General features: G+C 63.4%; 16 protein-coding genes. 9 read left to right on the top strand and 7 right to left on the bottom strand.

The genetic code is table 11. The annotated features are described in order from the left end of the window. Positions 1–42: 42 nt before the first annotated feature. The gene (locus ACYG9Z_RS11900; RefSeq protein ID WP_023752624.1) at positions 43–927 is read right to left on the bottom strand and encodes a LysR family transcriptional regulator; all 885 of its coding nucleotides are present in this window, start codon (positions 925–927) and stop codon (positions 43–45) included. A gap of 80 nt (positions 928–1,007) precedes the next feature. Here ACYG9Z_RS11900 and ACYG9Z_RS11895 point away from each other — a divergent pair, with 80 nt between their 5' ends. Then, on the top strand, positions 1,008–2,024 hold the full coding sequence (locus ACYG9Z_RS11895) for a zinc-dependent alcohol dehydrogenase family protein (protein WP_023752623.1): 1,017 nt from the start codon (positions 1,008–1,010) through the stop codon (positions 2,022–2,024). A gap of 9 nt (positions 2,025–2,033) precedes the next feature. On the opposite strand, the gene ACYG9Z_RS11890 is transcribed toward ACYG9Z_RS11895, so the two are convergent. From ACYG9Z_RS11890 to ACYG9Z_RS11880, 3 genes are all read right to left on the bottom strand, one after another. Continuing rightward, on the bottom strand, positions 2,034–3,098 hold the full coding sequence (locus ACYG9Z_RS11890; protein WP_198020730.1) for a tetratricopeptide repeat protein: 1,065 nt from the start codon (positions 3,096–3,098) through the stop codon (positions 2,034–2,036). Positions 3,099–3,144: 46 nt separating this feature from the next. Continuing rightward, entirely contained in the window at positions 3,145–3,792 is a 648-nt protein-coding gene (locus ACYG9Z_RS11885) for a thiamine phosphate synthase (RefSeq protein WP_023752621.1), read from the bottom strand. A gap of 142 nt (positions 3,793–3,934) precedes the next feature. Further along, on the bottom strand, positions 3,935–4,852 hold the full coding sequence (locus ACYG9Z_RS11880; RefSeq protein ID WP_023752620.1) for a DMT family transporter: 918 nt from the start codon (positions 4,850–4,852) through the stop codon (positions 3,935–3,937). Positions 4,853–4,981: 129 nt separating this feature from the next. Between ACYG9Z_RS11880 and ACYG9Z_RS11875 the strand changes: the two genes are divergently transcribed. Beyond that, positions 4,982–5,419, top strand: coding sequence for an Lrp/AsnC family transcriptional regulator (locus ACYG9Z_RS11875; protein ID WP_023704892.1), 438 nt, complete (start codon positions 4,982–4,984; stop codon positions 5,417–5,419). Here ACYG9Z_RS11875 and ACYG9Z_RS11870 read toward each other — a convergent pair. Next, positions 5,416–5,874: a GNAT family N-acetyltransferase gene (locus ACYG9Z_RS11870; RefSeq protein WP_023668764.1), complete on the bottom strand. Its 459-nt coding sequence runs from the start codon at positions 5,872–5,874 to the stop codon at positions 5,416–5,418. The two genes, ACYG9Z_RS11875 and ACYG9Z_RS11870, sit on opposite strands and share 4 nt — an antisense overlap. A 242-nt stretch (positions 5,875–6,116) precedes the next feature. On the opposite strand from ACYG9Z_RS11870, the gene ACYG9Z_RS11865 reads away from it, so the two are divergent. Next, positions 6,117–6,887 (top strand): sulfite exporter TauE/SafE family protein, encoded by a 771-nt coding sequence (locus ACYG9Z_RS11865; protein WP_023668765.1) that lies wholly within the window; start codon positions 6,117–6,119, stop codon positions 6,885–6,887. Between the two features lie 7 nt (positions 6,888–6,894). Here the strand turns inward: ACYG9Z_RS11865 and ACYG9Z_RS11860 are convergent, their stop codons facing one another. After that, the gene (locus ACYG9Z_RS11860) at positions 6,895–7,446 is read right to left on the bottom strand and encodes a DUF2269 family protein (protein ID WP_023694595.1); all 552 of its coding nucleotides are present in this window, start codon (positions 7,444–7,446) and stop codon (positions 6,895–6,897) included. A 311-nt stretch (positions 7,447–7,757) separates the two neighbouring features. Between ACYG9Z_RS11860 and ACYG9Z_RS11855 the strand changes: the two genes are divergently transcribed. The 6 genes from ACYG9Z_RS11855 (at position 7,758) to ACYG9Z_RS11830 (ending at position 12,373) form a co-directional block, all read left to right on the top strand. After that, entirely contained in the window at positions 7,758–8,138 is a 381-nt protein-coding gene (locus tag ACYG9Z_RS11855) for a hypothetical protein (RefSeq protein ID WP_023668767.1), read from the top strand. 385 nt (positions 8,139–8,523) lie between these two features. Further along, complete coding sequence (rcdA, locus tag ACYG9Z_RS11850) at positions 8,524–9,054, top strand: protease adaptor protein RcdA (RefSeq protein ID WP_023668768.1); 531 nt, start codon at positions 8,524–8,526, stop codon at positions 9,052–9,054. Positions 9,055–9,120: 66 nt separating this feature from the next. Then, positions 9,121–9,627: a crossover junction endodeoxyribonuclease RuvC gene (gene ruvC, locus ACYG9Z_RS11845; RefSeq protein ID WP_023668769.1), complete on the top strand. Its 507-nt coding sequence runs from the start codon at positions 9,121–9,123 to the stop codon at positions 9,625–9,627. 10 nt (positions 9,628–9,637) lie between these two features. Continuing rightward, the gene (gene ruvA, locus ACYG9Z_RS11840; RefSeq protein WP_023668770.1) at positions 9,638–10,258 is read left to right on the top strand and encodes a Holliday junction branch migration protein RuvA; all 621 of its coding nucleotides are present in this window, start codon (positions 9,638–9,640) and stop codon (positions 10,256–10,258) included. 43 nt (positions 10,259–10,301) lie between these two features. Beyond that, positions 10,302–11,339 (top strand): Holliday junction branch migration DNA helicase RuvB, encoded by a 1,038-nt coding sequence (ruvB, locus tag ACYG9Z_RS11835; protein WP_023700287.1) that lies wholly within the window; start codon positions 10,302–10,304, stop codon positions 11,337–11,339. Positions 11,340–11,473: 134 nt separating this feature from the next. Continuing rightward, the gene (locus ACYG9Z_RS11830; protein ID WP_023726179.1) at positions 11,474–12,373 is read left to right on the top strand and encodes a metallophosphoesterase; all 900 of its coding nucleotides are present in this window, start codon (positions 11,474–11,476) and stop codon (positions 12,371–12,373) included. A gap of 144 nt (positions 12,374–12,517) precedes the next feature. Here ACYG9Z_RS11830 and ACYG9Z_RS11825 read toward each other — a convergent pair whose 3' ends face one another. Continuing rightward, positions 12,518–13,768, bottom strand: a complete 1,251-nt coding sequence (locus tag ACYG9Z_RS11825; protein WP_023700289.1) for a glycoside hydrolase family 5 protein — start codon at positions 13,766–13,768, stop codon at positions 12,518–12,520. Positions 13,769–13,777 lie beyond the last annotated feature (9 nt).

The following is a 13,777-nucleotide window of genomic DNA, read 5'->3' as shown; positions in this document are numbered from 1 at the left end:
AGAGGCAAGGGATGCCAGATCGCCCGACAAGGGCTGGTAGCCTCAAACCTGGGCTGCAATGACTTTGCCGACGGCCTCGACTATGGCATCCGCAGCCTCAGTCAGCCGGTTGAGATGAGGCGAACGAAGTGCGGCGACCTGCAAGGAAAGGTCGACATCTTCCGTGTTGACCAGCATGAGGCCGTCGGGAAGTCCGCGCCTTGCAAGACGCAACGGCACTAGCCCAAGGCCGTGCCCCCGACGGACCCATTCCATCTGCAAGGCCGGATCCTGTATCTCCGCCGCGATCTCGAAACAACGCCTTCCGCCGACCAGAACGGACATGAGTTTCTGGCGCGCGTCGCAAGGGGCCGGACTAAGCACCCACGGCATGGGTGTCCGGCCACCGTCTTCCGGATCGGCGACGGTGGACGCAGCTATGACGCCAAGACGTTCAGTGCCAAGCGCTTCCGGACCTGGCTTATCCGACGATCGCAGAACAATCGTCACATCGAGCTCGCCGCGTTCGAATTGATCGATCAGTTCGGCGCTCCAGCCGGTCTTGAGCCGTAGCGACACTTTCGGGAACGCCGCCGCGGCGTTGGCGATGGCCCCCGCTATGTCGCGGTCCGAGAGGCCATGGGCGAGACCCAGGCGGAACAGTCCTTCCGGCTCGGTCTTTCCGGCGAAGGATTTCAGCGCTTCTACGGAAGCGATGATATCGCGGCCGCGCGCCAGCACTTCCAGCCCCGTCGGCGTCAGTCGCGGCGGCTTTTGCCGGCGGTCGAGCAGCGTCGTGCCAAGCATGTCCTCCAGCCGGTGGATTTGCCGGGTCACAGCCGGCTGCGTCAGCGGCAGGCGCCGGGCGACCTTCTGGATCGAGCCCTCCTCGGCAAACAGGGCGAGCGTGCGCAATTCCTCAAGCATAGTCAGAACGATGTTTTGCAAGCATAATCATTCTGAACATTATGAATTTGAAATCCACCGCCTGGCAAGCGATTTTCCTTTCAAACGGAAGGACAATGACAATGAAGGCAATCGAACTGCAGAGCCCAGGCGGCATCGACAATCTCATGATGGTCGAACGGTCAACGCCGGAACCCGGCCGTCAGGAGATGATCGTCCGCGTCAAGGCGACGGCGCTCAACTACCGCGATGTCGAGATCGCGCGCGGCAGCTATCACACGACATTCCCCTTGCCGCTGGTGCCGCTTTCCGACGGCGTCGGCGAGGTCGTTGCGGTTGGCCCCGAGGTCAGCCGCTTCAAGGTTTGCGACCGGGTCTGCGGCACGTTCTGGCAGCGATGGGTCGGCGGCAGCTTCGCCATGGCCGAACCCTCATACCAGCGCGGTGGCCCCATCGATGGGCTGCTAAGCGAATTCGCCCGGCTGGACGAACAGGCGGCGGTCATCGCCCCGGCGCAGCTCAGCGATGTCGAGGCGGCGACGTTGCCTTGCGCCGCGGTCACTGCCTGGCATGCGTTGTTCACCGAGGGCAAGCTCAAGCCAGGCGAAACCGTGCTCAGCCTCGGCACCGGCGGCGTGTCGCTGTTTGCCGTGCAGTTCGCAAGGGCGGCCGGCGCGCGCGTCATTGTTACGTCGAGCAGCGATGCGAAGCTTGCCCGGGCGAAGGGGCTTGGCGCGCATCACGGCATCAACTACCGCGACAATCCGGACTGGTCGTCGGCCGTGCTGGCGCTGACCGATGGCCGTGGCGCGGACCACATCATCGAAGTCGGTGGTCCCCAGAGTTTCGCGCATTCGCTCAAGGCGTCGGCGCGTGGCGCCCAGATCAATGTCATCGGCTATCTCGGCGGCAGCGAAGGGGTGATCAATCCGCTCGACATCTTCCGACGCCAGGTGAAAGCACGCGGCATACCGGTCGGCTCGCGCGAGTCCTTCGAAGCGATGAACCAGGCGCTCGCCGTCAATCGGCTGCGGCCGGTGATCGACCGGGTCTTCCCATGGGCAGAGGCAGCGCAGGCCTTTCGCCATCTCGAACACGGCTCTCCCTTCGGCAAGGTCGTGCTCGATCATACACAGTGACGTTGCGTGTCAGGGCAGGCGGTTGGCCTTCTGCAAGGCTTGCTTTGTCTGGTCGTCGGTCAGCCCTTGCAGGAAATCGTCCATCTCCGGATCGATAAGGCCGGCGCGGCGGGCGACCACATACCAGGCCCCAGCCAGGATCAGGTCGGGGTCGGTGCCGATGCCGCCCATATAGAGCTTTGCCAACCGGTTCTGGGCAGCGACATTGCCGCCTTCAGCTGCCTGCTTCATCCAGTTGAAGCCGGATTTCAGGTCGCGAACACCGCCGCGGCCCTCGATCATCCAGGCGGCAAGATCGATCTGCGCGGTGTCGTAGTTCTGCCTGGCAGCCTGTGCCAGCAAGCTGCGCGCCTTTGCATCGTCTCGCGTCTTGCCGCCGACGCCATTGGCATAGACCTGCGCCATCGCATACTGGGCGTCGGCAAGCCCTGTCGCCGCGGCACGCTCATAATAGGGCACAGCCCTGGCGATGCCGGCATCGCCAGGATCCTGCTGCACGAGCAATTGCGCGAAGTTGAACTGCGCCAGCCGGTTGCCGGCCTCGGCGGCGGCCTGCATCAGCGCATAGGCTCCCTTTTCGTCCTTCTTGACGTAGCGGCCGTCGAGCAGCATCAGCGCATACTGGAACTGCGATTCAGGAATTCCCTGCTCGGCGGCCTGCGCGTACCATTTGGCCGCCTCTGCGGGATTAAGCGGTACGCCCAGCCCGCGCGACAGAATCTCGGCCACCAGCGTTTGCGCCGCCGGGTCGCCATTCTTGGCCCGCACCAGCGCCAGATTGTAGGCGGTCTTGTAAAGACCGCGCTGGAAAGCGCCATAGGCGGGGTCCGCCGGCTTGGCGCCGAAACGCTCCGGGTTGATCGCGTCGGCCGACGGCAGCGGCGCGGTTGTCGCCGGCTGCGGCAGCGGGGTGTCGATCGGCTTGTCGATATGGACGCCGGAATCCGTGGCACCGGCTTTTGGAGCACCCGCATCGGGAGCGATCGCATCCGGCACGCTGAGGGCGGGCGCGCTGGTGTCCGGCCTCGGCTGCGGCAGCGGAACGGTCTCCGCCGCGATCGCTGCCCCGCTCATCAAGGCCGCAACGAGAACCGCGAGAGGAAGTCCATGTCGGCGCACGTCAGCCCTCGAAGCGCGGCGCGGTTTGGTCGAGCAGCGCATTGGCGGCGGCAATCGCCGCCTTCGGATCGGCGCCTTCGGCCAAGACGGCGCTGGACAGCGCCACGAACTCGGCGCCAGTGGCGGCCACCGCTTCTACCGAAGCGATGGCGGAACCGGCCATGACGATGCAAGGGATCTCAATCACGTCCGCCCACCATTGCCCGAGCGACAGGTTGCGCGGATGCGGTTCCGGCTTGTTGTCGTAGCCGAAGCGGCCGAAGAAGATGTAGTCGGGCCTGGTTTCGCCGAGTTCCAGCGCGTCGTCGCGCGTCTTGGCGCCACCGGCGCCGACCATCATCTTGCCCTGGAAGTGTTCGATGGTCTCGGCGAGCGCGTCCTTGGAAACCTCGACATGAATGCCGTCGGCCTGGACACGGCCGGCAATGCGGGTATCGCCGGCGATGATGACGGCGATGCCGGCCGCTTGCGCGGCCGGTACGATCTGTTCTGCGAAGGCCTGGAAGGCAGCCTCGTCCATGCCGTTCTCAGGCACGATCAGGGAAGCGATATCACCGCCGTCGAAGGCAGCCGCAATGCGCTCGGCCGGAGCGTCCTTGGGTGCGATCAGCACGATGCGGCAGCGGTTGGGGGGTGTTGCGTCGTTCATGGCTTTCGATCCCGGGTTTCGCCTATGCCGGGCGAAGATGGTTGCATTGCGGCATAGAACAAAGCGCCCGCCTTGAACAGGCGGGCGGGGATCGATGCGATGGCTTTGGTTTACGATCGCCGGCGAGCCGACGCTCTGCGGCTCATTTGACGGCTTGCGGGCTTTCGGCCGGCGATTTGGCCCTCCACAAAGTCCAGCCGAGATTCATGCCGGCGGCGGCGATCAGGATGGCGGCTGCGCCGACGAACTGGGCCGGATGCAGCCGGTGGCCGGAGGCCATCACATCGACCAGGATCGCAACGACAGGATAGATGAAGGACAGCGACCCCTGCAGATGCGTCGGCAGTTTCTGGATGGCGGCGTACATCAATATGTACACCAGGCCGGTGTGAACGACGCCAAGCGTGGCCAGCATGGCCCAGCTCCAGGCATCGGCGGGCAAATGCGAGAGGTTGGCAAAGGGCGCCAGCATGACGACGCCGACGCAGACCTGGATCAGCGCGATCAGATGCGGCGGGGTGCCCTTGAGCTTCTTGGCGACGATTGCCGCGACAGCCCAGAAGAAGGCCGCTCCGAGCGCCATGACGATGCCGATGACATAATCTGTGCCGGTTATGCCGGAACCGACACCCGCATCGGGCCCTGTCTGCACGATTAGCAGCATGCCGGCGAAGGCGATGCCGAGCCAGGTCAGCTTGGCCAGTGTCAGCCGCTCGCCGAAGAACAGCGCGCCGAAGCCGACCAGCATGAAGGGCTGCGTGTTGTAGACCGCCGTGGCAATCGAGATCGAGGCGCGGGAGAAGGCGCTGAACAGCAACAGCCAGTTGATGACGATAGCCGCGCCGCCAAGAGCGGCGATGGCAACAATGCGCAGCGTCAGCCTGCCGCGCAGCAGCCCGAGTGCCGCGCAGGTGATCAGCAGCGCCACCGCGCCGAAGGCGCAGCGCCAGAACACCACGTCCATAACGGGCTGGCCCGACATGACGACAAACCAGCCGATCGTGCCGACAATCGTCATCGCCGCCGTCATCTCGATCGTGCCGCGTACCGTGTTGTCCATGACAATACCTCTATCTGTTGAGGCCATAATCTCATGCCGTCTTGAGGGTTTATATACCCTATGAAAGGTGATATGGGGGCAGGACCTTATTTAATAAGGCGCGCGCTGCCCTTTTGCGAGGAGATGAAAATGCTGGACGAGTTGGATAGAAAGCTTCTCGACATCCTGATCCTGGATTCGCGGACTTCGTTGAAGGATCTGGCGCAGCAGGTCGGGCTGTCATCGCCGAGCGTCTCGGAACGACTGCGGCGGCTCGAGGAACGCGGCGTCATCCGCGCCTTCACCATCGAGATCGACCCGGAGGCGCTGGGGTTTCCGTTGCAGGCGATCGTGCGGGTGCGGCCACTGCCGGGCAAGCTGCACATCGTGCAGAAGCTGATCGAGGAGATCCCGGAATTCGGCGAATGCGACAAGGTCACCGGCGACGACTGTTTCGTGGCCCGGCTCTACGTGCGCTCCATCGGCGAGCTCGACAAGCTTCTCGACCGCATCGCCGACAAGGCGGAAACCAGCACCGCCATCATCAAGGCGCAGCCGATCCGGCGCCGTCCTCCACCGCTGAACTAAAGCTCCAATTTGTAACCGATGTGGCTGGCCTTGAAGCCGAGCCGGTCATAGAAGCGATGCGCGTCCTGGCGGCTCTTGTTGGTGGTCAGCTGGATAATCTTGCAGCCGCGTTCACGGCACTGTTCGATCGCCCATTCCAGCAGACGCTGTCCCAGCCGTTCGCCGCGGCGGTCTGCGACGACGCGCACAGCCTCGATCTGGCCGCGCAAGGCGCCCTGCAGCGACAGCCCGGCGAGATAGCTGATCTGCAACGTGCCGATGACGCGGCCGCTATCCGTCATCACGGCAAGAAACTGGTTGGGGTCGGCGTCGATGGCGGCAAAGGCGTCGCGATAGGCCTTGGCGAGTGGCTCGGTCGCATCCTCGCGGCTGCGGCCAAGCGGATCGTCGGCGAGCATGGCTACGATGGCAGGCAGGTCGGCCGCTTCGGCGCGGCGGATGTGGGGTTCGCTCATTGTCAAAAACCTGGGGTCAAAAACCTGGGGTCAAAACCTGGGGTCAAAACCTGGGGCCAAAACCTGGGGCCAAAACCTGATGCATCGGACGGCGCCCTTATGCATCGGCGGCGATCTTGCCGTAAATCCGGAACCGTCGCTTTACGCACAGTTGATCGACACGGCCGGCATTTTCCCGGTCGCGGCGCAAGGGTTTCTGGGCTATTGCAGGGCAACCGTCTTCCCTCCAGCATTTCCAGTTCATGTCAGGTCTGCTCGCCGATCCGTGGTTTTATGCCGCCGCCATTCCGGCGGTGATACTTGTCGGGCTGTCGAAAGGCGGCTTCGGCGGCGCTGTCGGCTTCGTTGGCGTGCCTTTGATGGCGCTGGCCATGCCGCCGGTGCAGGCGGCGGCCATCCTGCTGCCGATCCTGTGCCTGATGGACATCGTTTCGGTGTGGACGTGGTGGGGTGTGTATGACAGAAAGATGCTGGTCGACATGATGCCGGGCGCGGTGATCGGCATTGGGCTCGGCTGGCTGACGGCAGCGCTCGTCACCGAAGAGATGGTGCGGCTGATCGTCGGCGCTGTCGCGCTGATCTTCGTGCTGCGCTGGCTCTATCTCCAGTTCCGCCACGGTTCCGACCATGCGGCGGCGCCCAACCGCATCGCCGCCGCCTTCTGGGGCACCGTCGCCGGCTTCACCAGCTTCGTCGCCCATGTCGGCGGGCCCCCCTTCCAGGTCTATGCGCTGCCGATCCGGCTCGATCCGAAGGTGCTGTCAGGGACATCGGCGATCTTCTTTGCCGCCACCAACGCGCTGAAGCTGATCCCCTACTTCGCGCTTGGCCAGTTCGACACCGCCAACCTGACGGCGTCGGCCGTGCTGATGCCGCTGGCGCCGCTGGCCACCATCGCCGGCGCCTGGCTGGTGCGGCGCATGCGGCCGGAGATTTTTTATCCCTTCACCTACGCGACCGTGGCCGTGGTCGCGGTCAAGCTGCTTTGGGACGGGATCGCCGGCCTGCTCTAAATCCCGCTCAGGCGGCTGCCGGTTTGGTTCGCGGGGCGCTCGCAAAGGTCAGCGATGCACCACCAACGACCACGACCGCCATGGCGCCGAGAGTGGCGATGTCGTGCGCGGTCGGCTTCAGCACCATGTCGGCGACGACGACGATCATGATGACGAAATCGAACTTGACGATCCGTATCATGCGGCGCCCAAACGCTATGGCAGCCGGGGTCATGCCGTCCGCGGCAAGCATTGTGGCAAGCTTTTCGAACGAAGGCTTCAGCACGAGGATACCGGTCAGAAACGCGGCGGCGTAGCCGCAAAGGCCGATGACGACCCAAAGGTCGGAGAAGCCGGTCCATAGCGAAGTCAGCACCAGACCAGAAGCCAGGGTCGCGATAGACGCCGGCACGAACAGACGCAAGCCGAGTTTGTCCGTCGTTCTCAGCATGACCATCAGCGTCTCGTCGTCGCCGTCGCGATCGGCGAGTATCGAAACCAGCAGCATGGCGAAACCGCCGCCGAGCCAGAGGATCGCTGCCATGACATGCAGGAATTTGAAGAGAGAATACCAGTCCATTGCCGCTCCTTGTGCATCGTTCCGGGGGTAAACGCTGCTTTCGCGCGTCTGCTTCCGAAGGAGGGCGGATTATCTCCGTACATGTATCCAGAAGATGCCGCGTGGGTGCCGGCTTGTTGCGGTGGCGCCGTCGCCGGATTTTACCGCCAGCCCGCACAATACCCGGCATTTGCCGGATAGACGCCGTGTCGGCATTGGCTGGTTTCGCGGCATGATCCTGAAACCTGCGGGGACTAAGCCGCTCGCGACCGACGCTCCATTTTGGCCGCGCGCGGTCGGACCAAGTCTGCAACAACCAACGAGGGTATCCCATGCAAGGCGTAGCACGAAATTTCTTCACCCTGGCCGTCATCTATTCCCTGTGCGGCATGGCGCTCGGCCTGCATATGGCGATCTCCAATGACCATGGGCAGATGCCGACCCACGCGCACACCATGGTGGCGGGCTGGCTGATGTCGGCGGTGTTTGCCTTCTTCTACCACCTGTTTCCAGCGGTCGGGCAAAAGACGATTGCCGTCGTGCATTTCTGGCTGACGGCAATCTGCGGCATCGCACTGATGATTGGGCTTTACTTTGAACTTGCCGGCCATCCGGAGATCGAGCCGGTGCTGGCTTCCTCCTCGATGGGGTTTTATGCGGCAATGCTGCTGTTCGCCTTCATTTCCTTGCCGGCTGTGTGGAAGAAGGCATGAACAAGCCGACGATCAGGCTTAGGGCACCGTTGTGCTGATACGGCACAGAAGGGCAGCGGTCGATCAAGAAATATCCGCGCCGTTAAGGGTTCATTAAGCTTTACAGGTGTTTACTATGTCCATCCAGTGATCTGGATTCTTACCGAGTGGTTGGAGCCACTTCGTTTGACGCCTCCCTGTTAAACTCCTGAGAGCCGCCTTATCCGCGGCTCTTTTTTTGTCTGCTTTTGGTCCGCTTGGCGCCCCTGCGCAGGCGTTAACCGTTTGTTAAACATGTGCTTGCCTTCGCCGGCGGCGAAGCGCATTTTCAAGCTTCAGTCATCTAGGGTGCCGGCGTGACGGCGAGAAGCCGAATCAGCCGACGGGGCAGTGCAGGGGCGTATCGATGAACGAGCCTTCGAAGGGCATCGCGAAAACCATCAAGCTGGCGGAACGCCGGGTTTTCTCCCAATCCTTCAAACCGCTCTACCAGGAAGGCATGGGCCTGGTCGAACAGGCAGCCGAGTATCTTGACGGCAAGGGCCGGGCCGAGGCCAAGAAGCTGTCCAGGCTGGCGGCGACGCTCTATGCGGCCGAATCGATGCGGCTGACCACAAGGTTGATGCAAGTCGCCTCCTGGCTGCTTTTGCAGCGGGCGGCAAATTCCGGCGAGATGACCCGCGACCAGGTCGCTTCGGAAAAATCCAAGGTGCGTCTCGACACCGCCTCGGCGCATGACGAAGCGGTCGGCTGGGGCGAACTGCCGAAGGATTTCCTCGACCTCGTCACCCGCTCGCTGCGCCTGCAGGCGCTGGTGCGCCGCATGGACGAAGAGATCTATGGCGGCGCGTTTGCCGAGACGCCTGCCGCCGCCCGCCGCGCCAATCCGGTTTCCGACCAGATCACGCTGCTGAACACGGCTTTCGCTCGAGGTTAAACGCCTCCGTTTCCGGTTTGTTCACATTTCGCTGACATCGCTGTGCGCCGGAGGTAGACTTCGCGCATGAGGGAAGCGATTCGCATTATCGGTATCGATCCGGGGCTGAGGCGCACCGGCTGGGGCATCGTCGAGAGCCTCGGCAACTCGCTGCGCTTTATCAGCTCCGGCACTGTACGCTCCGACGACAAGGCGGCGCTGGCGACACGGCTCTGCCAATTGCATGACGGGCTGGCCGAGATCCTGCATGCGGCCATGCCCCAGGAAGCGGCCGTCGAGCAAACCTTCGTCAACAAGGATGCGGTGGCGACACTGAAGCTCGGCCAGGCGCGCGGCATAGCCATGCTGGTGCCGGCGCGCGCCGGCCTTGTTGTGGCCGAATATGCCCCCAATGCCGTCAAAAAGGCGGTGATCGGCGTTGGCCATGGCGACAAGAAGCAGATCCACATGATGGTAAAGGTGCTGTTGCCGAAAGCCGTTTTCGACACCGAACATGCCGCAGACGCGTTGGCTATCGCCATCTGCCACGCGCATCACCGGCAAAGCGTCGCCTACAGGATGGCGCTGGCATGAGGGATCACGCATGATCGGCAAATTGAAAGGCACGCTGGACGAGATCGAGGAGGATTTCTGCCTCGTCGATGTGCACGGCGTCGGCTATGTCGCCTATTGCTCGGCGCGCACGCTGGCCGCGCTGCCTTCGCCCGGCGAGGCGGTGGTGCTGTTCATCGAGACCTATGTGCGCGAGGACATGATCCGGCTCTACGGTTTCCAGTCGGTGCTTGAGCGCGAATGGTTTCGGCTGTTGATGAGCAATGTGCAAGGCGTCGGCGCCAAGGTGGCGCTGGCCATCCTGTCGACGCTGGCGCCGGCAGACCTCGCCAATGCGATCGCGCTGCGCGACATCGCCATGGTCAGCCGCGCGCCCGGCGTCGGCAAGAAGGTGGCCGAGCGCATCGTCACCGAGTTGAAGAACAAGGCGCCGGCCTATGCCGGAACCGCCTCCGGCACCATCGGCCTTAAGCAGGAGCTCGGCGAAGGCGTGGCGCCGGCGCCGATTACCGACGCCGTCTCGGCGCTGGTCAATCTCGGCTATTCGCGCGACACAGCAGCCAATGCTGTCGCGGCGGCGCTGAAGACGGCCGGCGAGGACGCCGATGCCTCGAAGCTCATTCGTTTCGGGCTGAAGGAACTGGCGCGGTGAGTGATTGCTTGTCCGGTCCTTTGCCCTGTGCGAGGAAGGCCGCATGAGCCTTTCACCCCGCCTCATTGCCCCGGAAAAGCGCGGCGAGGATGCTGAGCAGACCTTGCGGCCGCAGACGCTCGCCGATTTCGTCGGCCAGGCCGCAGTGCGGGCCAATCTCAAAGTCTTCATCGAGGCCGCCAAGGGCCGCAGCGAGGCGCTTGACCATGTGCTGTTCGTCGGGCCGCCGGGGCTTGGCAAGACAACGCTGGCGCAGATCATGGCGCGCGAGCTCGGCGTCAATTTCCGCTCGACCTCCGGTCCGGTGATCGCCAAGGCCGGCGATCTCGCCGCACTTCTCACCAATCTCGAAGACCGCGATGTGCTGTTCATCGATGAGATCCACCGGCTCAATCCGGCAGTCGAGGAGATCCTTTACCCGGCGATGGAGGATTTCCAGCTCGACCTGATCATCGGCGAAGGTCCGGCGGCACGCTCGGTCAAGATCGATCTTGCCCGCTTCACGCTCGTCGCCGCCACCACCAGGCTCGGCCTTTTGACCAACCCGCTGCGCGACCGTTTCGGCATTCCGGTGCGGCTCAATTTCTATTCTGTCGAGGAACTGGAGCAGATCGTGCGGCGCGGCGCCCGCATCCTGCAAATGCCGCTTGGCGACGATGGCGCGCTGGAGATCGCACGTCGCGCCCGCGGCACGCCGCGCATCGCCGGCCGGCTGCTGCGCCGCGTGCGCGATTTCGCCTCCGTCGCCGGCGACGGCCACGTCGACAAGCAGATTGCCGACGAAGCTCTCACCCGGCTCGAGGTCGACGCGCTCGGCCTCGACGCACTCGACCGCCGCTATCTCTCGATGATCGCGCGCAATTTCGGTGGTGGGCCGGTCGGCATCGAAACCATCGCCGCCGGCCTCTCCGAGCCGCGCGACGCCATCGAGGACATTATCGAGCCCTATCTGATCCAGCAGGGTTTCATCCAACGCACGCCACGCGGCCGCGTGCTGACCGCCAACGCCTGGCGCCATCTCGGCCTCGACGCGCCAAAGGATCTGGCACAGCAGCAGATCAACCTGTTCCAGGAAGAGTAACGGACATTTGTTCTTCGGAACGGATTTCTGTGCAGAATCTCCTCAAACCTGCCAGCGTGAAGGCGCATTCCTCGATTGTATCGGGCGTCGCAATGTCGGCGCGAACTGCTCCGATCAAGGTCGGAGCCAGAAAAGTGATCACCAGACGCGGGTTCCTGAAATTCGCCGGAGGTTCGTTCCTCTCGCTGGCTTCGCTCAGTGCCTATGCGGTCGGCATCGAGCCGATGCTGTTGACGCATGTGAAGCGCTACCAGCTGACGCCGCCGCATTGGCCTGCAGATCTCAAGCTGCGCGTAGTAGCACTTGCCGATATTCACGCCTGCCGTCCCTGGATGACGCCTGAGCGGATCGCTTCGCTCGTCGAAGATGCGAACGTGCTGAAGCCCGATCTGATCGTACTGCTCGGCGACTATTTCTCAGGCATGTCCCTGGTGACGAACCGGGTGGAGGCCCATGAATGGGCGCCGGCCTTGTCAGGACTGAAGGCGCCGCTTGGTGTGCTGTCGATCCTCGGCAATCACGACTGGTGGCACGATCCTTTCGCGCAGCAGGCCGGAGCGGGGACTGTGGCGCGCAAGGCATTGGAGGAATCCGGCATCTCGGTTCTGGAGAACGACGCCGTGCGCCTGCAAAAGGATGGATACGGCTTCTGGATCGCCGGGCTCGCCGACCAGCTGGCACTGTTACCGAACAAGGCCGCAGGCCGCGACAGATTTGAAGGCCTGGACGATCTCGACGGCACGCTGGCCAAGATCACCGACCAGGCACCGATCATCCTGCTTGCGCATGAGCCTGACATTTTCCCGAAAGTGCCGTGGCGGGTTTCGCTGACGCTGTCGGGCCACACACATGGCGGGCAGGTCAGGCTGTTCGGCTATTCACCGGTGGTGCCGTCCCGCTTCGGCAACCGCTTTGCCTATGGCCATGTCGTCGAGAATGACCGCAATTTGATCGTGTCAGGCGGACTCGGCTTCAGCATCGCGCCGGTGCGCTTTGGCATGCGGCCGGAGATCCTGCAGATCGACCTCGGTTAGGGCATGCCGGTATTCAGGTGATGCCGGCCTGCAAATGAGGTGTTCCTGCGCTTCCGGTAGTCACGGACCAAAGTCCGCTCCGTTCCGGTTTTCGGACCCCTCATTTTCGACTCGGCCTGACCTGAATCTCGACATGCCCTAGGGCTAATGGAGCGAGCGGATCGCATCCATCACGGCGGGTTCGGCCTTTTCGCCGTTGAAAGCGTCGACGATGCCGAAGGCGCCGCCAAAACTCCACACCGACCATGAGAAGCCATGCGCCTCGGCGCGCGCGATCATGTCCTTGACATAGGCCGCGCGGTATTTGGGCGGCATCACATAGGGATTGCCATATTCCTGGCGGATCATGCCGAACTCGCCCAGCGTGATGTTTTCCGGCTTGATGGCGTTGGCCTTCGCCCAGGCCTCGACCTTTTCGAACGGCGCATCCATGACGCCGAGCAGCTTTTCGTCCGTGTCCATGCTGGCGACTTGTTCATCGAGATAGGCGAGCAGGCCGTTCCGTCTGGTCCGTGGCGCCTCGGCTTTTATCTTGGCGCGGATCGCATCCAGCGTCGCATCGAGCTCGGCGCGCGGCACCGCGGTCAGCGGATAGGGCAGGCCGGTAACATAGAGAATGAAATCGCCGGCCCAGGTCGCGCCCTGATGCGTCAGCAGGAACGGGTCGTAGGAGTGGAAGGTCCAGATGATGTTGTCGTCGGGGATCGACTTTGGGTCGATCCTGACCAGCGAAGCCGCACTGGAATAACAGGCGCCGGTCAGGATCAGCGTCAGCCTGGTGGCCGAGGCGCGCGCGGCCGCGAACAGCTTTTGCTGACGCTCCGGCCACAGGCTGGTGCCCTCGCTGTCGCAGTCGACGATAGGCTCGTTCATCGGCTCGAAAGCGACCTGCGCCGGGTCCTCAGTGGCAAGCGTGCGCGCCATTTTGCGGACGACCTCGACATAGGCCTCGAAGGTTGCGGGATCGTCCATCACCTGGCCCATGCCGATCTCGCGGCCGCCGCCGGCCGGGATCAGGTGCATGTCGACGATCACTTTCAGACCGGCCCGGTTGATCATGCGCGCCGAGTCTCGCACGCTGGCATAGAGGTCGTCGCGCAGCGCCAGCGTCTGGTCCGACATAAACGGCGAGGGGTCGACCGGCATGCGCAGAAAGTCGAAACCGGCGGCCTTCAGCGCCTTGAGGTCACCCTCGTCGAGGAACTTGCGCCATTCCGGATAGGGCAGGATGGCTTGTCGGTCGTTCCATTTGTCTTCCCCGACCCAGGTCGTCCACTGGTCGAGGTTGAGGCCGCGCTTCATCGAAAAGGTCGCGGCCTGACCGGGAAGCGCAGACGCCGCCAGCACCAGCAGCGCTGCCATCAAGGTCTTGATCATCGCCGTCAACAGTGCCATCCGGTTTGC

The organism is Mesorhizobium sp. RSR380A, from assembly GCF_054719385.1.
This window is presented reverse-complemented; position numbering and strand designations above follow the sequence as displayed.

Coding starts and splice junctions, on each gene's coding strand:
- ACYG9Z_RS11895 (WP_023752623.1), top strand. CDS start 1,008: ATGAAGGCAATCGAACTGCAGAGCCCAGGCGGCATCGACAATCTCATG.
- ACYG9Z_RS11890 (WP_198020730.1), bottom strand. CDS start 3,098: ATGAGCGGGGCAGCGATCGCGGCGGAGACCGTTCCGCTGCCGCAGCCG.
- ACYG9Z_RS11885 (WP_023752621.1), bottom strand. CDS start 3,792: ATGAACGACGCAACACCCCCCAACCGCTGCCGCATCGTGCTGATCGCA.
- ACYG9Z_RS11880 (WP_023752620.1), bottom strand. CDS start 4,852: ATGGACAACACGGTACGCGGCACGATCGAGATGACGGCGGCGATGACG.
- ACYG9Z_RS11875 (WP_023704892.1), top strand. CDS start 4,982: ATGCTGGACGAGTTGGATAGAAAGCTTCTCGACATCCTGATCCTGGAT.
- ACYG9Z_RS11870 (WP_023668764.1), bottom strand. CDS start 5,874: ATGAGCGAACCCCACATCCGCCGCGCCGAAGCGGCCGACCTGCCTGCC.
- ACYG9Z_RS11865 (WP_023668765.1), top strand. CDS start 6,117: ATGTCAGGTCTGCTCGCCGATCCGTGGTTTTATGCCGCCGCCATTCCG.
- ACYG9Z_RS11860 (WP_023694595.1), bottom strand. CDS start 7,446: ATGGACTGGTATTCTCTCTTCAAATTCCTGCATGTCATGGCAGCGATC.
- ACYG9Z_RS11855 (WP_023668767.1), top strand. CDS start 7,758: ATGCAAGGCGTAGCACGAAATTTCTTCACCCTGGCCGTCATCTATTCC.
- rcdA (WP_023668768.1), top strand. CDS start 8,524: ATGAACGAGCCTTCGAAGGGCATCGCGAAAACCATCAAGCTGGCGGAA.
- ruvC (WP_023668769.1), top strand. CDS start 9,121: ATGAGGGAAGCGATTCGCATTATCGGTATCGATCCGGGGCTGAGGCGC.
- ruvA (WP_023668770.1), top strand. CDS start 9,638: ATGATCGGCAAATTGAAAGGCACGCTGGACGAGATCGAGGAGGATTTC.
- ruvB (WP_023700287.1), top strand. CDS start 10,302: ATGAGCCTTTCACCCCGCCTCATTGCCCCGGAAAAGCGCGGCGAGGAT.
- ACYG9Z_RS11825 (WP_023700289.1), bottom strand. CDS start 13,768: ATGGCACTGTTGACGGCGATGATCAAGACCTTGATGGCAGCGCTGCTG.